Source organism: Streptomyces canus (assembly GCF_041435015.1).
Taxonomy (GTDB): domain Bacteria; phylum Actinomycetota; class Actinomycetes; order Streptomycetales; family Streptomycetaceae; genus Streptomyces; species Streptomyces canus_G.
The window spans coordinates 4,091,911-4,112,713 of sequence record NZ_CP107989.1; the positions used below are offsets into that span (position 1 = coordinate 4,091,911).

At 72.0% G+C, this 20,803-nt stretch carries 18 protein-coding genes; 5 read left to right on the forward strand and 13 right to left on the reverse strand.

All coding sequences use genetic code 11. The features are described 5' to 3' along the window. From OG841_RS18335 to OG841_RS18365, 7 genes are all read right to left on the reverse strand, one after another. A complete protein-coding gene (locus tag OG841_RS18335) occupies positions 1–1,938 on the reverse strand; it encodes an ABC transporter permease (protein ID WP_371566135.1) in 1,938 nt (645 codons plus the stop codon). Beyond that, the gene (locus tag OG841_RS18340) at positions 1,938–3,044 is read right to left on the reverse strand and encodes a quaternary amine ABC transporter ATP-binding protein (protein ID WP_371566137.1); all 1,107 of its coding nucleotides are present in this window, start codon (positions 3,042–3,044) and stop codon (positions 1,938–1,940) included. The genes OG841_RS18335 and OG841_RS18340 overlap by 1 nt, the downstream gene beginning before the upstream one ends. Then, on the reverse strand, positions 3,044–4,573 hold the full coding sequence (locus tag OG841_RS18345; protein ID WP_328640492.1) for a GMC family oxidoreductase: 1,530 nt from the start codon (positions 4,571–4,573) through the stop codon (positions 3,044–3,046). The genes OG841_RS18340 and OG841_RS18345 overlap by 1 nt, the downstream gene beginning before the upstream one ends. 46 nt (positions 4,574–4,619) lie before the next feature. Next, positions 4,620–6,146: an aldehyde dehydrogenase family protein gene (locus OG841_RS18350; protein ID WP_328640491.1), complete on the reverse strand. Its 1,527-nt coding sequence runs from the start codon at positions 6,144–6,146 to the stop codon at positions 4,620–4,622. A gap of 187 nt (positions 6,147–6,333) precedes the next feature. Then, a complete protein-coding gene (locus OG841_RS18355; RefSeq protein ID WP_328640490.1) occupies positions 6,334–7,563 on the reverse strand; it encodes a hypothetical protein in 1,230 nt (409 codons plus the stop codon). 60 nt (positions 7,564–7,623) lie between these two features. Next, the gene (locus tag OG841_RS18360) at positions 7,624–7,980 is read right to left on the reverse strand and encodes a hypothetical protein (protein ID WP_057607802.1); all 357 of its coding nucleotides are present in this window, start codon (positions 7,978–7,980) and stop codon (positions 7,624–7,626) included. Then, positions 7,967–9,778, reverse strand: a complete 1,812-nt coding sequence (locus tag OG841_RS18365; RefSeq protein ID WP_371566140.1) for a hypothetical protein — start codon at positions 9,776–9,778, stop codon at positions 7,967–7,969. Before OG841_RS18365 ends, OG841_RS18360 begins: the two co-directional genes overlap by 14 nt. Before the next feature lie 141 nt (positions 9,779–9,919). Between OG841_RS18365 and OG841_RS18370 the strand changes: the two genes are divergently transcribed. Then, entirely contained in the window at positions 9,920–10,807 is an 888-nt protein-coding gene (locus tag OG841_RS18370; protein ID WP_328640488.1) for a bifunctional helix-turn-helix transcriptional regulator/GNAT family N-acetyltransferase, read from the forward strand. Between the two features lie 26 nt (positions 10,808–10,833). Here OG841_RS18370 and OG841_RS18375 read toward each other — a convergent pair whose 3' ends face one another. From OG841_RS18375 to OG841_RS18400, 6 genes are all read right to left on the reverse strand, one after another. After that, positions 10,834–11,709, reverse strand: coding sequence for a hypothetical protein (locus OG841_RS18375; RefSeq protein WP_371566142.1), 876 nt, complete (start codon positions 11,707–11,709; stop codon positions 10,834–10,836). Positions 11,710–11,850: 141 nt separating this feature from the next. Next, entirely contained in the window at positions 11,851–12,840 is a 990-nt protein-coding gene (locus OG841_RS18380) for a malate dehydrogenase (protein ID WP_059204831.1), read from the reverse strand. Between the two features lie 322 nt (positions 12,841–13,162). Further along, the gene (locus tag OG841_RS18385) at positions 13,163–14,347 is read right to left on the reverse strand and encodes a DUF2690 domain-containing protein (RefSeq protein ID WP_328640486.1); all 1,185 of its coding nucleotides are present in this window, start codon (positions 14,345–14,347) and stop codon (positions 13,163–13,165) included. A gap of 251 nt (positions 14,348–14,598) precedes the next feature. After that, the gene (locus OG841_RS18390; RefSeq protein WP_365119598.1) at positions 14,599–15,057 is read right to left on the reverse strand and encodes a helix-turn-helix domain-containing protein; all 459 of its coding nucleotides are present in this window, start codon (positions 15,055–15,057) and stop codon (positions 14,599–14,601) included. Positions 15,058–15,298: 241 nt separating this feature from the next. After that, entirely contained in the window at positions 15,299–15,919 is a 621-nt protein-coding gene (locus OG841_RS18395) for a DUF3017 domain-containing protein (RefSeq protein ID WP_371570749.1), read from the reverse strand. Positions 15,920–16,295: 376 nt separating this feature from the next. Next, positions 16,296–17,150 (reverse strand): bifunctional methylenetetrahydrofolate dehydrogenase/methenyltetrahydrofolate cyclohydrolase, encoded by an 855-nt coding sequence (locus OG841_RS18400; protein ID WP_328640484.1) that lies wholly within the window; start codon positions 17,148–17,150, stop codon positions 16,296–16,298. A 240-nt stretch (positions 17,151–17,390) separates the two neighbouring features. Between OG841_RS18400 and OG841_RS18405 the strand changes: the two genes are divergently transcribed. From OG841_RS18405 to OG841_RS18420, 4 genes are all read left to right on the forward strand, one after another. Further along, positions 17,391–18,047 carry an RDD family protein gene (locus OG841_RS18405; protein ID WP_328640483.1) on the forward strand — a complete coding sequence of 219 codons (657 nt, stop codon included), beginning with the start codon at positions 17,391–17,393 and terminating at the stop codon, positions 18,045–18,047. Positions 18,048–18,187: 140 nt separating this feature from the next. Further along, the gene (locus OG841_RS18410) at positions 18,188–18,928 is read left to right on the forward strand and encodes an FHA domain-containing protein (protein ID WP_365119595.1); all 741 of its coding nucleotides are present in this window, start codon (positions 18,188–18,190) and stop codon (positions 18,926–18,928) included. Next, on the forward strand, positions 18,925–20,451 hold the full coding sequence (locus OG841_RS18415; protein ID WP_365119594.1) for a serine/threonine protein kinase: 1,527 nt from the start codon (positions 18,925–18,927) through the stop codon (positions 20,449–20,451). The genes OG841_RS18410 and OG841_RS18415 overlap by 4 nt, the downstream gene beginning before the upstream one ends. 100 nt (positions 20,452–20,551) lie before the next feature. Next, on the forward strand, positions 20,552–20,791 hold the full coding sequence (locus tag OG841_RS18420) for a hypothetical protein (protein WP_365119593.1): 240 nt from the start codon (positions 20,552–20,554) through the stop codon (positions 20,789–20,791). The last annotated feature ends 12 nt before the right edge of the window (positions 20,792–20,803 follow it).

Consider the following 20,803-nt stretch of genomic DNA (forward strand, 5'->3'; position numbering starts at 1 on the left):
TCAGGCTCCCTTCCCCGTGCGGCGTTCGGTCGGCTGGGTGACCCGGTCGAGCATCAGGCCGAGGCAGACGATGGCCGCGCCCGCGACCAGGCCGGTCGCAAGGTCGCCCTGGGCCAGGCCGAAGACGGTGTCGTAGCCGAGCGCGCCTCCGCCGACCAGGCCGCCGATGACGACGACGGCGAGGACGAGTACGACGCCCTGGTTGACGGCGAGCAGCAACGCGGGCCGGGCCAGCGGGAGCTGGACCTGCCGCAGCTGCTGCCAGCTGGTCGCGCCGAGGGACCTCGAGGACTCCATCGCGGCCGGGTCGACCTGGCGCAGGCCCTGCGTGGTGATGCGGACGACGGCGGGCAGCGCGTAGACGACGGCCGCCGCCGCGGCGGGCGCGCGCCCCACGCCGAACAGCGCGACGACCGGGATCAGGTACACGAACTGCGGCATGGTCTGGAAGACGTCCAGGACGGGCCGGAGCAGCCGCTCGACGCGGTCGCTGCGGGCCGCCGCGACCGCTGTCGCGAAGCCGAGGACGAGGGTGACGGCGACGGCCGCGAGGACCTGCGACAGCGTGTCCAGCGCGGGCGTCCACACACCGAGGACGCCGATCGCGGCCATGGCGAGGACCGCGGTGAGCGCGGTGCGCCAGGTGCCGATCAGCCAGGCCAGGGTGGCGACGATGAGCAGCACGGACCACCAGGGCAGCCCCTGGAGCCCGTCGCGGACCGGGTCGAGCACCCAGGTGGTGAAGTGGCCGGCCCAGTCGGCGGTGCCGCCGAAGACGGGGACACCGGAGTAGAGGTGGTCCGTCATCCAGTCGACGGCCCGGTTGACCGGCTCGGCGATGTTCAGGGTCCAGGCGTCCGGCCAGTCGAGACGGCCCAGCAGACGTCCGGCGACCGCCACGACGACGGCTCCGGCGAGGGCGTACGCCCATCCCGCGCGCCCTCGTGGCTCGGTGCCGTCGCCCGCCGCGCCCGTCACCCGGTCGAGGACGACGGCGAGCAGCACGATCGGGATGCCGGCCGCGAGCGCCGCGCCCACGTCGACCGAGGCCAGCGCCTGGTAGACGCGGTCACCGAGGCCGGCGGCGCCGATCACGGACGCGATGACGGCCATCGACAGCGCCATCATGATCGTCTGGTTGAGGCCGAGGAGGAGTTCCTTGCGGGCCAGCGGGATGCGGGCGGTCAGCAGCCGCTGGCGGGCGGTGGTGCCGAGCGACTCGACCGCCTCCAGGACCTCCTTGTCCGCGCCCTGCAGGCCGAGCGCGGTGAGGCGGGCCATGGGCGGGGCGGCGTAGACGACGGTCGCGAGGACGGCGGCGGGCACGCCCATGCCGAAGACCAGGACCACCGGAAGGAGGTAGGCGTAGGCGGGCATCACCTGCATGGTGTCCAGGACCGGCCGCAGGACCTTGTCCATACGGCGGGACAGCCCGGCGGCGAGACCCAGCAGGACACCGACGACGACCGAGGCGAGGACGGCGACGACCATCAGGGCGAGGGTCTGCATGGTGGGGACCCACATGCCGAGCAGACCGCAGGCGAGGAACGCCGCCGTCGTGCCCACGGCGAGCCGGACACCGGCGACCCGCCAGGCCACGAGGGCGCCGAACGCGGTGACGCCGGCCCAGCCCGCGCCGAGCAGGACGAGATACACGGCGCGTACGGAGATCACGACGGCGTTGCTGACGTAGCCGAAGAAGTAGAGGAACAGCGGGTGGCTGTCGCGGTTGTCGATGATCCAGTCGCTCGCCTTGGAGAGCGGGCTCGTGAGGTCGACGGTGAGGGCGCCCGGCCAGCTGCCGCTGGCCCAGCGGGCGTTGGCGAGCGGCACGAGGACCGCGGCGGCGAGGGCGATGAGCAGGAGCTTGTGGACCGCCCGGTGCCTGAGCAGACCGGTGGGCAGGGCGCGCGGCGTGGACGCGGTGACGGTTGCCATCAGACGGCCTCCTTGCGGAGCTCCGTTCCGGCGGCGCCCTTGCCGAGCTCCGTTCCGGCGACGACGCCGAGCAGGCGTTCGTGGTCGACGACGCCGAGGCACCGTCCGTTCTCCACGACGCACGCCGGCCTGCCGCTGCCGGCGACGACCTTGATCGCGTCGGCGACGACGGAGTCCGGGGCCAGTGCGCCCGGGTGGGTCGGGCCCGCGCAGTCGCCCGGCTTCATGGCCCTGCGGACCGTCATCACGTGTTCGCGCGGCACGTCCCGGACGAACTCGCGGACATAGCCGTCGGCCGGGGAGCCGACGATCTCCTCCGGGGTGCCCAGCTGGACGACCTTGCCGTCACGCATCAGGGCGATCCGGTCGCCGAGTTTGAGGGCCTCGCTCAGGTCGTGGGTGATGAAGACCATCGTGCGGCCCTCCTCCCGGTGCAGGCGGACGACCTCTTCCTGCATGTCCCGCCGGATCAGCGGGTCGAGCGCGCTGAACGGCTCGTCGAAGAGGAGGACCTGCGGGTCCACCGCGAGCGCCCGCGCGAGGCCGACGCGCTGCTGCTGGCCGCCGGACAGCTGGGAGGGCTTGCGCTGTTCCATGCCCTCCAGGCCGACCTTGGCGACGACCTCGGCGGCCCGCGCCCGGCGCTCGGCCTTCCCCATGCCCTGGATCTCCAGGCCGTACGCCACGTTGTCGAGGACCGTGCGGTGCGGCAGGAGGCCGAAGTGCTGGAAGACCATCGCGGCGCGGTGGCGGCGCAGTTCGCGCAGCCGGGACTTGTCCATCGCGCGGACGTCCTCGCCGTCGATGCAGATCGTGCCGGCGGTCGGCTCGATGAGCCGGGTCAGACAGCGCACCAGCGTGGACTTGCCGGAGCCGGACAGGCCCATGACGACGAAGACCTCGCCCTTGCGGACGTCGAAGCTGACGTCCCTCACTGCGGCCGTGCAACCGGTCTGCGCGCGCAGGGCGGCGGGGTCGAGCGCGGACAGCTCGGCGTCCTCGGGGACGCGGTCCGCCTTGGGCCCGAAGACCTTCCACAGTCCCTCGACGGAGAACACCGCCTGGTCCGTCGTCGGCGGCTTCTCCATGGTCGCGGTCGTACTCATCACGCACCACCTCCCAGCAGGTCTACGGCTTTCTCGCCGACCATGAGCACTCCGATCATCGGGTTCACGGCGGTCATGGTCGGGAACACGGACGCGTCGGCAATGCGGATGCCGTCCAGGCCCCGGATCCTCAACTCGGGGTCCACCACGGCCAGTTCGTCGTCGGCGGCACCCATACGGCAGGTGCCCGCCGGGTGGTACACGGTGTGGGCGACCTTGCGGGCGTACTCGCTCAGCTCCTCGTCACCGGTGACGTCGGGGCCCGGACACACCTCCCGCTTCAGCCAGCCGGCGAGCGGTTCGCTCCGCGCGATCTCGCGGGCGATCCTGATCCCGTCGACGAGGGTGCGGCCGTCGTAGTCGTCCTCGTCGGTGAAGTAGCGGAAGTCGAGGGCGGGCTTCACCTGCGGGTCCGCACTGGTCAGGTACAGGCGGCCGCGGCTCTTCGGCTTGGGGATGTTCGGGGTCATCGAGACGCCGTACGCCGGGCGTTCGTAACCGAGACGTTCCGGGTTGTCCGTGAAGGGGACCTGGTAGAAGTGGAACATCAGGTCGGGGCCCCGGTGTTCGGGGTCGCGGCGCACGAACAGGCCCGCGTCGGAGTCCATCGCGGAGTTCTCGGGGATCGGTCCGTTCGTCTCCCAGACGATCACCGACTCGGGGTGGTCGAGGAGGTTCTCGCCGACGCCCGGCAGGTCGTGCGCGACCGGGATGCCGAGTGCTTCGAGGTCCGCACGGGGGCCGATGCCGGAGTGGAGCAGCAGACGGGGCGAGTCGACGGCGCCGGCGCACAGAAGGACTTCGCGGCGGGCCCTGATCAGGGTCTCCTCGCCGTCCTTCGTCCGCACGTGCACGCCTTCCGCACGCGTGCCGTCCAGCTCCAGCTTGTACGCCCAGGTCTCCAGGAGAAGGCTGAGGTTGGGCCGCTCGTCCATCACCGGGTGCAGATAGGCCACCGACGCCGACGAGCGCTTGTTGTTCTCCGGGTGGTAGGCCAGGTCGAAGAAGCCGACGCCGTCGTCGAACGGCTTCTTGTTGAAGCCCTCGACGCGGGGCACGTCCAGCGCCTTCTGGGCCGCGTCGACGAAGTCACGGGCGATGGCGTTCCGGTCCTTCTCGTCGACCGGGACGATGTTGTTCTTCAGCCGGGCGTAGTACGCCTCCATCGGCACCGCGCCCCAGCCCTTGGCGCCCGCCTCCTCCCACTCGTCCCAGTCGGAGGGCAGCGGCTTGAAGGCGATCAGGGTGTTGTGGGAGGAGCAGCCGCCGAGGACCCGGGCGCGGCTGTGCCGGATGTGGGAGTTGCCGCGCGGCTGCTCGGTGGTGGGGTAGTCGTAGTCGAGCTCACCGCCGAGCAGGCCCATCCAGCGGCGCAGGGTGAGGACGTCGTCTCTGCCGACATCGCTGGGGCCGCCCTCGATGACGGCGACGGTGACGTCGGGGTTCTCGGTGAGGCGGGAGGCTATGACGGAACCTGCTGTTCCGCCGCCGATGACGACGTAGTCGTACTCCTGTTTGATCTCGGACATGGGGGTACTCCAGGGAAGTCTTGAGAGGAGAGGGGGGCGAGTGGTCTCAGCCGGCGAACCAGCGGACCGGCTTCGGCGCGAGGTTCTGGTAGACGTGCTTGCTCTCGCGGTACTCGGCGAGCCCGGCGGGGCCGAGCTCGCGGCCCACTCCGCTCTTTCCGAAGCCGCCCCACTCCGCCTGCGGGAGGTAGGGGTGGAAGTCGTTGATCCAGACGGTCCCGTGGCGGAGACGGCCGGCGACCCTGCGGGCACGTCCGGCGTCGGTGGTCCAGACAGCACCGGCGAGGCCGTACTCGGTGTCGTTGGCGAGGGCGATCGCCTCGTCCTCGGTGCGGAAGGTCTCGACGGTGAGGACCGGCCCGAAGACCTCCTCCCGCACGACCCGCATCTCGCGGTGGCAGCGGTCGAGGACGGTCGGCTCGTAGAAGTAACCGTCGGCGGGACGCTCGGCCGACGGCTCGGGACGCTGTCCGCCGGAGCGCAGCACCGCGCCCTCGGCGAGCGCGGAGGCGACGTACGACTCGACCTTGGCGCGCTGCTGCTCGGAGACCAGCGGCCCGCACTCGACACCGTCCTCGGTGCCGCGGCCGAGGCGGATCTTCGAGGCCCGGCGGGCGAGTTCGGCGACGAAGCGGTCCCGGACGGACTCCTCGACGATGAGGCGGCCGCCCGCGGAGCAGACCTGGCCGCTGTGGATGAAGGCGGCGTTGAGGGCCTGGTCCACGGCGGTGTCGAAGCCCTCGGGGGTGGCGCAGGCGTCGGCGAAGACGACGTTGGGGTTCTTGCCGCCGAGTTCGAGGGCGACCTTCTTCACCGAGACGGCCGCGGCCTGCGCGACCTTCGTGCCGCTGACCAGGCCACCGGTGAAGGAGACGAGATCGACGTCGGGGTGCTCGGCGAGCCGGGCGCCGACCGTGTGGCCGGGCCCGGTGACGATGTTGGCCACACCTTCCGGCAGACCGGCCTCGACCATCAGCTCGATGAGCGCGATCGTCGTCATCGGGGTGATCTCGCTCGGCTTGACCACGAAGGTGTTGCCGGCCGCGAGCGCGGGAGCGATCTTCCAACTGGCCTGGAGAAGCGGGTAGTTCCAGGGCGTGATCAGCGCGCACACGCCGACGGGTTCATGTACGACGACGCTGTGGATGTCGGTCGAGCCGGCGTCGACGACCCGGCCGGGCGCCTCGCCCGCGACCAGGTCGGCGAAGTAGCGGAAGGCGTCGGCGACACAGTCGATGTCGACCCGGCCCTCCTCCACCGTCTTGCCCGCGTCACGGCTCTCCAGGAGGCCGAGCTCTTCGCGGTCGCGTACGAGAAGATCGGCGACGCGGCGCAGGAGTGCGGCGCGTTCGGCGACGGGGGTGAGCGGCCAGGGGCCCTGTCCTGAGTCGAAGGCCTGGCGGGCGGCGGCGACCGCCAGGTCGGTGTCCTTCTCGTCGCCCTCGGCGACCACGGCGAACGGCCGCGCGTCGGCGGGGTCGAGGATCTCGCGGGTGGCTCCGGAGACGGCTGCGCGCCACTCGCCGCCCGCGTGGATGGTCTGCGGCTCCTGCCGCGCCTGCTGTCCGGCCATGATCGGTGTTGCCTTCCGTTCCTGTTCGGCTCCCCTGCGTCACACACGTGTCACTCATGGGGACCGTCGTCGCATGCCCCCGCGCCTCGATTGCATGCGCAATCGGTGGCCGAAAGTGGGCTTGCTCACTGAACATGAGGGCAAAGCGGGGTGAAAGGGACAGCTACAGGTGCGGCCGGACGCCGGTTCAGTCGATCGACGCCGCGTCGCAGGCGTAGGGCGCGCAGAAGCCGGAGAGAGCGGTGGTCAGGAGTTCCAGTTCGTCCTGTCCGCCGTCGTTCTCCAGGCCGTACGCGGCGATCGCGTAGTTGAGGCCGTCCTGGGCGACGAACCGCTCGTCGTAGACGTGCCAGGGGCCCACGTCCGGCTCGCCGCTGAGGGAGTCGGCCCGGTACTCCAGGCGTTCACCCGTGAGCCCGTCCTCTGCGACGGGCTGGAGGTCCAGCTTCTCGAAGCCGTCCGGCTTGGTGGTCTCGGCGGAGAGGTAGAGCGCGAAGGACGCCTCCGGGGACTCCTCCGCGACCTGGTACACCTGGAGCCGGCGTTCGCCGTCCGCGCTGCGGTAGTTGACCACGTCCATGCCGTACTTGGACGTCACCGTGGTGCGCGACCAGCCTGCGGGCCGTGCGATACGGAAGCCCTCCTTGTCCTCGTACAGCTCGTACCCGGCGGGGAGTTCGGGCGCCGAGGCGAGCGGGGACGCCGTGTCCTCGGTCGGCGAGGGGGTCGGCGACTCGTGGGGACCGCTCTGCTGCGAGACGACCCCCGTGGGCGTCGGGCTCGCGTCACCGGCCTTGTCGTCCTCGTCCCCGCCGCCGACCAGCGTCACCATCAGGGTCACGGCGACCCCGACGGCGGCGACCCCGGCGAGCACGGACCAGACGAGCCGACGGTTCGTCCCGGTGGGAGGCGGACTGACGGCCGTCTGGGCGGCGGTCGACCAGGAAGTCCCCGACCACTCCGCAGACGGCGCGGATCCGCCACCGAGCTGCTCGACGGAGGACCAGCCGCCGTCGGGGGCGCCGGGTCCGTGCCAGGTGCTGCCGCCTCCGCTTCCGGGCCAGCCGACGGGAGGGGAGGGCGGGGCGGGAGGCGGCGGGACGGGGGCGACCTCCGCAGACGGTCCCGTGGAGCCGGGCCCCGCAGCCGCGCCCACGGTCTTGTCGGGGGCTGCCTCCGCCCCGGCCGAACCGGCCGCCGGCGGCCACACGGGCGCGACCGGCCCGGCCGTGGGCGTGGCGGTCCCGTCAGCCGTCGGCGCGCCGTCCGCGGCCCCGGGACCCACCGGCGGCCACGTCGGCACCGCCCCCGGCCGGGCCGGGGGCGGCGGGGTGACCGGACCGGTCGCGGTCCCGCTGCCGTCCCCGTCCTCCCACCGCTGCGTCTCCTCGTTCCAGTACCGCACGCCCCCGCTCATGACGTCCCCTTCCCACTCACCGCGGCCCCCGTGGACCGGCATCTACCGCACCGCGCCCTCTCACAACCCCAGCAGCCCCGCCACGGCCCCCGCCGAAGCGACCAGACCGACCAGCGCCTGCGAGTCGTCCAGCAGCGCCCGCAGGCGTTCCCGACGGGTCGGCCCCGCCTGCCCCGTCGTGACGATCTCCTCCTCCGTCTCGGCCAGCGCGCTGTCCAGCGCCGCCGTCTCGTCGGTGGCCCTGAGCCGTGTGAGGTCCTCGCGGAGTTCCCGTACGGCGGTCAGGAGCGCCTCGGCGGCCTCGTCCCGCTGAGGCGCCGTACCGTGGTGGCTCTCGGCGTGCGCGTGGCTGCCGATGGCGAAGGTGCTGCCGTGGACACCGCCGCTGATGCTGACGCCCGGCTCATCCGTTGTCATTGCCGCTGGTTCCCTTCTGCGGCGCGGACCCCGCGCCGCCGTTGGCGGAGGACGCGGTGGCGTTCTTGCCCACCGCGAAGGTGCTGCCGTGGACACCGCCCTCGACGTTCACGCCCCCGCTGCTGATGTTCACGATCTTCTGGACGAACTCGCCCGTCTGGTAACCGGATTCGGCCAGCGCGGTCAGCACGCCGTGCGCGACCCGGTCCTGCACGCTCCTGAGGTAGCGGGAGGCGTCCATCTCCTGGAAGCGGGACCCCTCGTCCACCGAGCCCAGCTCCCGCACCGACAGCGCCGGGCCGTCGGGCAGCGCGCCCGCGTAGCCGCCGGTCAGCAGCTTCCACGCGTACCCCACGCCCCTGCCGAGGGTGACGAGGGAGCGGGCCGCGGAGCCCGGCACCCGGGCCACCGCCCAGGCCGCCTTCCCGACGACGTTGTTGTGCCGGTACGTGTGGGCCGTGCGGTCGGCGTCCTTGAAGTCCTCGCGCACCGGCAGCAGCACATGCGGGGCGATCTCCAGCATGAGCATCCGGCCCTGGGTGTGGACCCGCACGAAGACCGTGACGACGAGTTCCTCCTCCCAGCCGCCGACCCGGATCCGCAGGAAGTGCCGCCGCTTCTCGGCACCCTCCTCGACCGCCCGCGCCCGGTGGTCCTCGAAGGCCTGCGGGTGGTACGGCGCCTCCTCGCGCCGGCGCAGCCCCTCCGCGGGCAGGAACACGCACTCGTCGATCTCCAGCCAGCGCAGCCGGTCGCGGACCGTGTGTCCGGCGAACTCGGAGGGCAGCCGCAGCTGTTCGAGCAGCGGGCGGATCTTCTCCAGGACCGCGCGGTTGTTCAGCGGCAGCTGTTCCTTCTTCATCTCGTCGGGCCGCAGCTCGACCGCGAGCACCCAGGTCTCGTAGGCGGCCCCGGCCCCGCAGAAGGGACGCTTCTCGTGGTACATGACCAGCGGCGCGTGCTGCTCGATCCGGATGCGCTGCTTCAGCCGCTGGAACCGCTGTCCCTCGGCCCGCTCGGCGGGATCGCCGGCCGCGTCCGGGAAGCGCTGCGGGGACAGCTCGGCGCCCATCGCCCGGGCGAACTGTCCGCGCTGCGCGGCCACACACCCCGCGATCAGTGCGAAGACGACGATCACCAGCCAGGCCTGCAGGGGCCCGATCAGCCCGCTGACCCCGTCGAAGTCGGGGAACAGCAGATCGGACGGGCCGGTCGAGTCGCCGTAGGAGCCGTACGAGTCGCCGTAGCCGTACGAGTCGCCGAAGGACCCCGAGTCACCGTAGGACGACGAGTCGTCCTCGCCTCCGCCGAACGCGACGACGAGGGCCAGGATCAGGAACGCCGCGAAGACGAGCCGCCCCCACCAGCGCACGAAGAAGGCCGGCACCCTCCGGTACAGCGGCGGGTTCGCGCTCTTGCCCCGGATCCATGAGGCGGCCGCGAGCATCATGCCGGGACCGAGGAACACGAACAGCAGCCCACCGGTCAGCGGCAGCCCGATCACCCACAGGCCCAGGATCAGCCCGGCCCACAGGAGCTCCTGGCGCCGGGCGCGCAGCGCGTGCGCGAGCACCCGGGCCGCGTCGAGGCCGAGCGAGGGCGCCACGATCCGCTGTTCGTTCAGGTGCAGCTGCTCGATGACCCGGTCCCGGTAACCGGAATCCAGGTAGGTGCCCGCGCACAGCAGCCGGGTCGCCTCACTGGCGTGCGGTGGTGTGGCCGGTCCGGGTGGTGCCGACGAAGGTGATGCGCCGCCCGATGTGGGCTGCGGTTGCTGGGGCACGAATGCAGTACTCACGCCACTTCCCCCGATGCGTGCAAAGGCCTTGCTCAGTGCTGTTGTTGACAACCGATCAGCATAGGGGTGCGGGTGGGGCCGACGAACCGGAATGCCCGATCTGTGGACAGCCGCAGATTCATTTGACTAAGGTCAAAGATTATGGACCCGGTGTCGACAGAGCACGTGGCGGAGTTCCGCCGGTTCAACCGCTACTTCACCCGCCGTATCGGCGCCCTGGACGACCACTACCTCGGCCAGGACCGCCCGCTCGGCGAGGCGCGGCTGCTGTTCGAGATCGGCGAGGGGGTCTCGCTGCGCGAGCTCAGGACCCGGCTCGGTCTGGACGCCGGTTATCTGAGCCGGATGGCGAAGACCCTGCAGGCGCAGGGCATGGTCCGGGTCAGCGTCCACCCGGGCGACAGCCGGCTGCGCATGGTCGAGCTGACCCGCGCCGGAAGAATCGAACTCGAGGAGCAGAACCGCCGGGCCGACGCCCTCGCGGCCGGTCTGCTCGACGGACTCACCGGGCCCCAGCGCGACCGGCTCGCCGAGGCGATGAGCACCGCCCAGCGCCTGCTGCGCCTGGCCGGCATCACCGTGGCCCCGGTCGACGGCGCCGCCCCCGACGCCCGCGCCTGCCTCGACGCCTACGCCGCCGACATCGACGCCCGCTTCCCGGAGGGCTTCGACACGTCCGACCTGGTGGGCCCCGAGGAGGTCTCGGGGAACGCGGGCGCGTTCTTCGTGGCGTACGAGGAGGGCCGCCCCGTGGGCTGCGGCGCGTTGCGCCGGCTGGAGCCGCGCGTCGGCGAGATCCGCCATGTGTGGGTGCACCCGGACGCCCGCCGACTCGGCCTCGCCCGGCGGATCCTCGCGGCCCTGGAGACGGAGGCCGCCGCCCGCCGCCTGGCCGTCCTGCGGCTCGACACGCACGCCTCGCTCACCGAGGCGCGGACGATGTACCGGGCGTGCGGCTACACGGAGATCCCGCCGTACGGGGATCACGTCTACGGCGACTACTGGTTCGAGAAGCGGCTGACGGGCTGACCGCGGGTCCCGGCGGACCCGAGGGCTCACTCCGCCCCCACGCCGCACTCCGTGTCCGCCGGGCAGAAGGAGGCCAGCGCCCTGGTGAGAGGCTCGCGCACCAGGGCGGGCGCGAGGGCGGCGGGGCCGGTGGCGCGGATCGCGTACAGCCTCCCGTCGGCGGCCAGGAAACGGTGGTCGACGACCTGGCGGGCGCCGAGGTCCGGGTCGTCGTAGCGGTAGGCGAGTTCGGCCCAGGTGGTGCCGGAGGACCGGTCGAGGACCTGGTAGCCGGGTCGGCGCGAGAAGCCGTAGCCGGGGTCGTTCTGGGCCAGGCCGAGGGACTGGGCCGGGGTGTCCTCCGCGAGCCGGAAGACCTGGAGCCGGCGGCCGTCGGCGGGAGCGTCGTAGACGACGACCGGAGCGGACTCCCCCTGCTTCTCGGTGCGGGTCCAGCCCCGGGGAACGTCGACGGTGTAACCGACGGGGTCCTGGAGACGGCGGTACCCCGAGGCGGTGGAGACGGAGGACGACGGGGACGGCGTGGCCGTGATGCTCGGGACCGGACCGGCGCCCTTCCCGGGACCGGATCCGAGGGAGGTGTCGCGGAGGAGCCACCAGATACCGACACCCACCGAGACCCCGACCAGGACGGCCACCGTGAGGGCGGAGAGCACCCGTCGGACCCGGTGGGGTGCGTGCGGGGGACCCGCGGGAGCCGGCGCCACCGGTGGCCAGGGAGGGGCGGGGGCAGCCGGTGTGCCGGCCGTCGCCCGGGGAGGCGCGAACGAGGTCTGCGTCTGGGCGGACGCCCACGGCGGGGCGGTCCCCGTCTCCCCCGAGCTCCAGGCCGCCCGGCCTCTCTCCTCGCTCGGTTCGTGCTCCGCTCCGGAACCGGAGCTGTAGCCGTTCCAGCCATTCATCGCGAACCCCCCGCATCACCCCACCGGGTACTGCTTCGACCGTAGGGCGAAAAACGGCCACGGGCCCTGATCCGGAAGGAACCGGAACAGGGCCCGTGCAGGCTCGTGACAGAGCCGTCGAGAAGACTCGGACGCCGGAACTCAGATGAGGCCGAGCGCGCGCACCGCCTCGCGCTCCTCCTCCAGCTCCTTCACGGAGGCGTCGATGCGGGCGCGGGAGAACTCGTTGATCTCCAGGCCCTGGACGATCTCGTAGACGCCGTCCTTGGTGGTGACGGGGAAGGACGAGATCAGGCCCTCCGGGACGCCGTAGGAACCGTCCGACGGGATGCCCATGGAGGTCCAGTCGCCGTCCGCGGTGCCGTTGACCCAGGTGTGGACGTGGTCGATGGCGGCGTTGGCGGCCGAGGCGGCGGAGGAGGCGCCACGGGCCTCGATGATGGCCGCGCCGCGCTTGGCGACGGTCGGGATGAAGTCCTCGGCCAGCCACTTCTCGTCGTTGACGGTCTCGGCGGCGTTCTTGCCGGCGACCGTGGCGTGGAAGATGTCCGGGTACTGGGTGGCGGAGTGGTTGCCCCAGATGGTCAGACGCTTGATGTCGGCGACCGTGGTGCCCGTCTTCTTCGCGAGCTGGGTCAGCGCGCGGTTGTGGTCGAGGCGGGTCATCGCGGTGAAGCGCGCGGCCGGTACGTCCGGGGCGGCGGCCTGGGCGATCAGCGCGTTGGTGTTGGCCGGGTTGCCGACGACCAGGATCTTCACGTCGTCCGCGGCGTGGTCGTTGATGGCCTTGCCCTGCGGCTTGAAGATGCCGCCGTTGGCCTCCAGGAGGTCACCGCGCTCCATGCCCTTGGTGCGGGGGCGGGCGCCGACGAGCAGACCGACGTTGGTGCCGTCGAAGGCGACGTTCGGGTCGTCGGTGATGTCGATGCCCTGAAGGAGCGGGAAGGCGCAGTCGTCGAGCTCCATGGCGGTGCCCTCGGCGGCCTTCAGCGCGGGGGTGATCTCCAGGAGGCGAAGCTTGACCGGAACGTCCGCGCCGAGCAGCTGGCCGGAGGCGATGCGGAAGAGCAGGGCGTAACCGATCTGGCCGGCCGCGCCGGTGACGGTGACGTTCACGGGAGTGCGGGTCATGGCGTTCTCCGTATGACAGCTGGCGGTGGGGCGTCCCTGCCCCGGACGTTTGATCGATCTCTTGGCGTCAAGAGAGATCCAGCGGTCAGGCTATCGCGCATCCGGGATGTCGGACGTCCGGCCCCGTGTGGCCCACCCCACAACCACCGCGCAAACGCCCGACAAAAGAGGCGGCCGCCCGTCCGGGAGAGGGGGACGAAGGCGGCCGCCGTATGGGGGTACCGATTTCCGGACTCCCGTGGGGGTACGGTTCGCCTGCCCCCGATTCAGCAGCCCATGCGCGATCGCTGAAGATTTACCCACCGAGGGGGCCGGCACCCTCTCAGTCGGTGCACCCCGACTGTCCGGAAGCCAGCGTCACGCAGGCCTTCGCCTCGCCGGCGTCCTTCACCGCCACCATCGGCGTATAGGCGATGGTGTCCCCGACTTCGGTGATGTTCCCACTCTGCTCGGTCGCCTTCCCCGCGGTCACCTCGACCTTGTCCCCCTGCCCGGCCTGGGTGACCCTCCCCCAGGCCGCGCCACAGGACTCGCTGTACCGCACCTCGACCACGGTCGCCCCCACCGTCGCGGTCTTGGCGGTCGTCACCAGATTCCCGCTGCACCCCATGGCCTCGGCGTCCTTGCCGGTGCATCCCGCGCCACTGCACTTCACCCCGGCGGGCAGCGAGACGGACGTACTGGCGGACGGCGACGGAGACTTGTCGGCCCCCGCGTTCTTCTTGTCCCCGCCCCCGTCGGTCAGGAAGAACACGGCGGCGACCACGACCAGCACTCCGACGACCCCCGAGAGGAACATCGTCAGCCGCCGCTTCCCCGCGCCGGAGCCACCGGACCCGGCGGACCCGTCGGCGCCGCCGGAGGAGCCGTCCCCGGGTCGCGCGTCCTGCGGCTCGTCGTACGGCCCGGGCGCCCCCGGCGTCCACGCCGGACCGCCGGTGGAAACGGGCGCCGCCGCGGCCGTACGCCCCGAAGAAGGCTGCGACGGCCCCTGATACCCGGCTATGCCCCAGGAGTTCCCGCTCGAGGAGCCCTGCCGTGCCTCCACGCCGTCGGTTTCCGGTGCCGCCGGCTGCGGCGGCACCGTGGGGGCGACTCCCGCGGGTCCCGCCACCCCCGGCGTCGCCGTCACACTGCTGCTCCTGCGGGCCGTCTTGCCGCCCTTGACGCGGGCGGGCGGCGCGCCGAACTCGCCGAGCGCGGCCCGCGCCTGGGAGATCCGGATGGCCTCCATGGTCATGTCGTGGCGCATCTCCGAACGGCTCCAGGCCCGTTCGGCGAGCTCCCACATGGTGGTCAGGTGAACGGGATTGGTGCCGGTGACCTCGGCCAGGGCGACGATCGCGCCCTTCGGCGCGAGCAGCCGGCCGTTGAGATACCGCTCCCAGGACGTCTTGCTGTAACCCGTGCGGTCGGCGACGGCCGCGATGCTCAGGCCGCTGCGGTCCACGAGCCGCCGCAATTGGCTCGCGAACTCCCTGACCTGCGGATCCAGTTCATCCGGCAAAGCCCTCCAGCGAGGCATTGCTCCCCCTCTTTCCCCCGGTCGGTGCTGGTTGTTCTCCGCTCCCCCGTGCCCCCCACAGGAGTGCGTCCGCCAAGGATCTCAGCTCCCGGCGTGAAGACGCACGGGGGCGTCGGCAAGTTCGACACATTAGCTCCGCTGTCGAACGGTTCTGTGTCAAATGCGCGAAGTTGTCAATACATCGCCACAGGAGGAACACACCGGTAATAACGCCCGTCACGGGGGTTCCCGGCTCACCCGGAGGCCACGGCACCGGCCACCCCGGCCAACAGCAGGAGGACAAGCAGAAGTACGGCGAACAGCAACAACCGGTTCATTCCGCGGCCGCCCTCTTCGGGGCGCTCGTCCCACCACGGCAGGGTCGGGTCGTCCTCGTACGTCTCACCCCCGGCGGTCGGTGCGGGCGCCGTCGTCGGGCGGGGCCAGGCCTGGACCGCCAGTTCCCAGCGCACACCGAAGCGGTCGGCGTCGGCGGTGTCGAGACCCGCGATCCGGCACAGGGCGGCGACGGCCTGGCGGGGCGGGGGCTGGGTGGCGTTGAGATAGCGGTGCCAGGAGGACTTGCTGTACGCGGTGCGGGCCCCGAGCGCGACCAAGCTGAGCCCCGTGCGGTCCTTGAGCTGTCTGAGCTGCTCGACGAAGTGCCGTACCTCCGGCGGCAGATCGTCGGGCAGCGCCTGCCAGCCACTCATCGCCCACCTCCACGGCGTCCTCACCTGCTTCCAGGCAATTGACGACGTCAGAGGCCTGATCGGTTCCTGGTCCGGGAGCGGCTGTGGCAGGTCGCGCACACCGTGCCGGAACGGTCACCGCTGTGCCACAGCGAACTGACAGTGGTTGAACAGGCCGTTCGCGGCACGGGACGCTGTGCCGTGACGGCGGTCCGTCCCTCATCGGGGGTGGGGGCGGACCGCCGTCCCGTGCCTGCGTCGGTCAGCTGCTGCTGACCGTGAAGTGCAGGGTGTCCTTGAGGAAGGGGATCACCAGCCACGGGTCCGGCTGCACCATCATCGCCAGCAGGACGATCGCGGTGCCGAGCACGCCGTAGGTGGCGATGTCGGTGAAGCGCGAGCGCACGGCGAGCATGCCGACGTCCGGCAGCAGCCAGCGGAGCACGCCACCGGCGAGCAGGGCGAGGCCGATGAGCAGCGTGCCGTAGCGGAACTGGTCGAGGGCGGTCAGCAGCAGCCCGAGCCCCACCGTGGCCAGCACGGCGAGCACCGGCCACTGCCGGGCGGGCGCCGGAGCGTCGCGCGGCGCGGCCCGGCCACCGCCCTCGGGCCGTGCGGTGTCCCTGGTGAACAGCGGAAACCGCCGGGTCGCCCGCCGGGGCCGCCCGTCGACATCGGGCGCGCTGATCGCGTCCCGCACGACGACTTCGGCCTGCGACCCGGGATCCGACAGGTTGTCCGACTCGCCATCGACGCCGTCCGGCTTCCCGGCTGCACCATCCGCGGCAACCGTGGCCCCGGACTCACGGACCTTCCCCGCCTCGGCAGTCGTGGCACCGGACTCACGGGCCTTCCCCGCCTCGACGGCTCCGGCACCCGACATAGGGAGCTCCCCTGTATCGGCCGTCCTGGCACCCGGCTTCCGGGAGGCGCCCGACGTGTCCGACGCCGCGCCCTGCTCCTGGGAGCCCCGCGCCGCGGCCGCCGGCGTACCGGCTGTCCGGGCGCCCCGCTTGCCGACCGTCCGCTTCTCGGCCCCGGGCGCCTCGCCCACCGGCTCCCGGGACCCGACGCCGTCCACACCCGCCTCCCGGTGCCCCTGCGCCTCGGCCACCGGCTCCTGGGGCCGGACGCCGTCCGCACCCGCCTCCCGGTGCCCCTGCGCCTCGGCCGCGTCGACACCCGCCGTCCGTGACCCGCCTGCCTCGGGCGACTCCGCACCCGTCTCCCGAGAGCCCCGCTTCTCGGGGCCCCGTGCCTCAGCCGACACTGCGCTCCGCCGCCTCGACCACGTTGACGAGCAGCTGGGCGCGGGTCATCGGGCCGACGCCGCCGGGGTTCGGGGAGAGGAAGCCGGCGACTTCGGCGACGCCGGGGTGGACGTCGCCGACGATCCTGCCCTCGGCGTTGCGGGAGACGCCGACGTCGAGGACGGCGGCGCCCGGCTTCACGTCCTCAGGACGGATCAGGTGGGCGGAACCGGCGGCGGCGACGATGATGTCCGCGCGCTTGAGGTGCGAGGACAGGTCACGGGTGCCGGTGTGGCACTGGGTCACCGTCGCGTTCTCACTGCGCCGGGTGAGCAGCAGCGGCATCGAGCGGCCGATCGTCACGCCACGGCCGACGACCACCACCTCCGCACCCTTGATCTCGACGCCGTAGCGGCGGAGCAGCGTCAGCACACCGTTCGGCGTGCACGGCAGCGGCGCCGGCTCGTTGAGGACCAGCCGGCCGAGGTTCATCGGGTGCAGCCCGTCCGCATCCTTGTCCGGGTCCATGAGTTCGAGGATGCGGTTCTCGTCGATGCCCTTGGGCAGCGGCAGCTGGACGATGTAGCCGGTGCACGCCGGGTCGTCGTTCAGCTCGCGGACGACCGACTCGATCTCCTCCTGCGTGGCCGTCTCGGGCAGTTCACGCTGGATGGAGGCGATGCCGACCTCCGCGCAGTCCCGGTGCTTGCCGGCGACGTACTTCTGGCTGCCGGGGTCGCTCCCGACGAGGATCGTGCCGAGGCCGGGCGTGACGCCCTTCTCCTTCAGCGCCGCCACCCGGGCGGTCAGATCGGACTTGATCGCGGCTGCGGTGGCCTTGCCATCGAGAATCTGGGCGGTCATGTGCCCATCCTCGCGGATGACCCGGCCCCGGTTCCAATCCGGGTTCCACCATCGCCCCGCTCAAGATCGACGAGGTTGCACTTGCACAACACATATCGAATGAGGCTGGACAACAACACACCTGCCTAGAACGATGTCTGGCGCAGTATCGCGGTTGATGTTCGGGGGGCAAACCGCTCAAACCATGACGTTCCTCCGCGCAGTCCGCATTGTCCCCAGCTTGGCCCACGGAGGATCATCATGAGTTTCGGCTCGCCCAACAACCCTTACGAGAAGCCGCAGAACCCCCAGAACCCCCAGCAGCAGCCCGGTTACGGCTACCCCCAGCAGCCGCCGCAGCAGCAGCCCGGTTACGGCTATCCGCAGCAGCCGCCGCAGCAGGCTCCCCAGGGCGTACCGCCGCAGCAGGGATACCCCCAGCAGCCCGGCTACGGCTACCCGCAGGCGCCGCAGGTCCCGGCCTCCGCCTACGGCTACCCGCAGCAGCCGGGCTACGGCGCGCAGCCCCCGTACGCGAACTGGGGCCAGCGCTTCCTCGGCACCCTGGTCGACATGCTCGTGTTCCTGGTCCCGTACGTCCTCGCCGGCGTCGGCGCGGCCAACAAGATGCCGGCCCTGGCGATCATCGGTTACCTCATCGTCATCGGCCTCGCGATCTGGCTGCTGATCATGGAGGGCCGTACCGGCCAGACGCTCGGCAAGAAGGCGCTCGGCATCCGCCTGGTGCGGGAGAGCGACGGACAGCCCCTCGGCGTCGGCATGGCCTTCGTGCGCCGTCTCGCGCACTTCCTGGACAGCCTCGCGTGCTACCTCGGCTGGCTGTGGCCGGCCTGGGACGCCAAGCGCCAGACCTTCGCCGACAAGGTCTGCTCGTCCATCGTCATCCGTACGAACTGAGCACCGCTTCACCACAATCGGCGGCAGATCGCCACGTCGCCTTCTCGCCATACTTCCCCCGGGGCCGTGTCACGTCGTGACACGGCCCCGGGGCGTCACCCACCCTGGCTCGTAGACACGCGGGGACGGGGAGACGGACCGTGTACAGCATCATCGTGGTACCTCCGCCGACCACGGAGGACCGGACGACACCACAGCAACTGCGACTCGCCCCGGGCGAGCGGCTGACCTTCGGACGCGGCGCCGCCTGCGCGGTGCGGATCCCCCATGAGGGGGTGTCCCGAAGAGCCGGCGAGATCACCGCGCAGGGCGCGTTCTGGGCGCTGAGCAACCTGTCCGGACTCCAGACGTACGTCGTGGAGAACCCGGAAGGCGCGGGTGAGCACATCAAGGTCGGGCCGGGCCGCCTGGAGGCGCCGGTCCCCTTCGAGTTCTCGCGGATCGTGCTGCCGGCCGCGGGCGACCTGATCGCCATCGACGTGTGGGCGCCGCGCCACGACTATCTGCGCGCCGACGGCGACATCGAGGGGACGACCACCGCGCCCGCCTTCTCCGTCGACCGGACCAAGCGGTACTTCGCGGTCCTGGCCGCCCTGTGCGAGCCCCGGCTGCGCGGCGAACCGCACGCCCCGCTGCCCACCGTGGACCAGGTGGTCAACCGGCTGCGCCCCCACTGGCCTGCCGCCTCCCGCACTTCGGTGCAGTGGAACATCGACTACCTGGCGGTGAAGCTGCGCCTGAAGCCCGGCCCGGAGGAGGCCGACCCGGGCCCGCGGCTGAACGGCAAGAAGGAGTCCCTGGTCTCCCTGGCGCTCCGCTTCGACCTGGTCCGCGAGGAGGACCTGGTGGTGCTGACGGGTTCCGGCGGGGCGGCCCGGTGACCGAGCCGTATGCCGTGCCCGTCCCCCGGGGCTACCGGGTGGCCGGCTGGGAGGTGCGCGAGCCGATCGCCACGGGCGCCTTCGGGAGCGTGTACGAGGGCCGGCGGCGCGACGGGCAGCCCGCGACGGCCGCCCTGAAGTTCCTGCCCACCGGCACCGGGACGCCCCGTCAACTCGCCCATCTGCGCGAACTGGTCGAGCGTGAGGTGCAGTTGTACCGCAGGCTCAGACGCCCCCGTCTGATCCGGATGTACGACACCCTCGTCGTCGACGACCCCGAGCGCCCGGAGTTGGACGGCGCCACCGTCCTGGTACTGGAGAAGGCGCAGACCTCCCTGTCGGCCCTCCTGGCCTCCCGGCCCCGCCCGCCGTCCGGCCCCGCCCTGCTCGCCCAGATCTGCGAGGGACTGGCCCAGCTGCACCGCGCGAACTGGGTGCACGGCGATCTGAAGCCCGCCAACGTCCTGCTGATGGAGGACGGTTCGGCCCGGCTCGCCGACTTCAACATGGCCGCGGAGCTCGAGGGCACCCACGCCTACACCCCCGCCTTCTCCACACCCGACTACACCCCGCCGGAACTCCTGTGGGCGGAGATCGGCGAACGCGGCCGTCGCATCCGCCCCTCCGCCGACGTGTGGGCCTTCGGCGTCCTCGCGCACCTGGTCCTCACCGACACCTTCCCGCTGCCCGGCGGCACCCCGACGGCCCGCCGGGACGCGGCCGCCGCCTACGCACGCGGCACCGACGACCTGCGGCTGTCCCCCGAACTCCCCGACGAATGGCGGGAGATCATCCGCGACTGCCTCACCCGCACGCACGCCGGGCGCGTCACCGTCGAGCCCCTGTTGCGCCGTGTCGAGACCGCCGCCGGCACCGCTCGCTCGCCTCGCTCCTTCCTCGCGCGCCGCCCCCGTCGTACGACGCTCACGGCAGCCCTTCTCGCCGCCGCGGCGGTGGCCGGACTCGGTTACGGCATCAGCGCCTGGACGTCGGACTCCGGGGACGGTGGCTCCTCGGCGACCGTCTCACCCGCGACCTACGGCGCCGCCGAACTCCGTACGGGCAAAGGCGTCCCGGTCGCCTATCGGGTGCTGATCGTCGAGTCGGCGCACGACTGCGCGCAGGAGGACGTCACCCCGGCTCTGATCGCCGCCATGCTGAAGACGGAGAGCGACTTCGATCCTGATCTCTCCGACCCGGCCAACAACGAGTACGGCATCGCCCGTTGGACGCCGAGGGTGCTGCGGTACTGGATGAACGCGGACGGCACGCCCGCCGACACCATGCCCCAACCGCCCTTCCCGCCCGCCGAGTCCATCCCGGCGATGGCCCGATACCTGTGCTGGATCGCGCCCCGCCTGGAGGCGGGTCTGCCGGGTGACCGCCGGGTACTGATCGCCGCCGCGTACCGGACCTCCTACGAGACGGTGAACACAGCGGGCGGGGTCCCCGAGAAGTACCGCGGCTACGCGTCCCGGGTCGCACGCCACCTCAAGGAGTACACGCCGCCCGGCGCGAAGTGACCCTGAGACTTCTCAGGTACCCGCGCGGAGGACGGACCGGCAGGGTGGGCGCAGGCCGCTTCGGCGGCACCACCACCGAGGTTCACCTGGGGGTATCGACGTGAACATCATCAAGCCCGCCGCACTGCTGCTCGCGGCCGGGGCGCTGGTCGCCGGCTCCGCGGCGGCCGCGTCCGCGGCGGTGCCGGACTCGCACGAGGGCACCGCCCCGGACGGCACCCGCGTGACCGTCGTCACGGACGGCAACCGCGACGGGGCCGCACCGGCCGACCGGGACCTCTCCATCCCGGACGGCACGCGCGTCACCGGTGTCCAGCCCGACGGCACCCGGGTCACCTGACCCGGCGCGGAC

What these genes read in the sequence shown, in the direction of transcription:
- OG841_RS18335 (WP_371566135.1), bottom strand. Translation starts at nt 1,938, where the DNA reads ATGGCAACCGTCACCGCGTCCACGCCGCGCGCCCTGCCCACCGGTCTG.
- OG841_RS18340 (WP_371566137.1), bottom strand. Translation starts at nt 3,044, where the DNA reads ATGAGTACGACCGCGACCATGGAGAAGCCGCCGACGACGGACCAGGCG.
- OG841_RS18345 (WP_328640492.1), bottom strand. Translation starts at nt 4,573, where the DNA reads ATGTCCGAGATCAAACAGGAGTACGACTACGTCGTCATCGGCGGCGGA.
- OG841_RS18350 (WP_328640491.1), bottom strand. Translation starts at nt 6,146, where the DNA reads ATGGCCGGACAGCAGGCGCGGCAGGAGCCGCAGACCATCCACGCGGGC.
- OG841_RS18355 (WP_328640490.1), bottom strand. Translation starts at nt 7,563, where the DNA reads ATGAGCGGGGGCGTGCGGTACTGGAACGAGGAGACGCAGCGGTGGGAG.
- OG841_RS18360 (WP_057607802.1), bottom strand. Translation starts at nt 7,980, where the DNA reads ATGACAACGGATGAGCCGGGCGTCAGCATCAGCGGCGGTGTCCACGGC.
- OG841_RS18370 (WP_328640488.1), top strand. Translation starts at nt 9,920, where the DNA reads ATGGACCCGGTGTCGACAGAGCACGTGGCGGAGTTCCGCCGGTTCAAC.
- OG841_RS18375 (WP_371566142.1), bottom strand. Translation starts at nt 11,709, where the DNA reads ATGAATGGCTGGAACGGCTACAGCTCCGGTTCCGGAGCGGAGCACGAA.
- OG841_RS18380 (WP_059204831.1), bottom strand. Translation starts at nt 12,840, where the DNA reads ATGACCCGCACTCCCGTGAACGTCACCGTCACCGGCGCGGCCGGCCAG.
- OG841_RS18390 (WP_365119598.1), bottom strand. Translation starts at nt 15,057, where the DNA reads ATGAGTGGCTGGCAGGCGCTGCCCGACGATCTGCCGCCGGAGGTACGG.
- OG841_RS18395 (WP_371570749.1), bottom strand. Translation starts at nt 15,919, where the DNA reads ATGTCGGGTGCCGGAGCCGTCGAGGCGGGGAAGGCCCGTGAGTCCGGT.
- OG841_RS18400 (WP_328640484.1), bottom strand. Translation starts at nt 17,150, where the DNA reads ATGACCGCCCAGATTCTCGATGGCAAGGCCACCGCAGCCGCGATCAAG.
- OG841_RS18405 (WP_328640483.1), top strand. Translation starts at nt 17,391, where the DNA reads ATGAGTTTCGGCTCGCCCAACAACCCTTACGAGAAGCCGCAGAACCCC.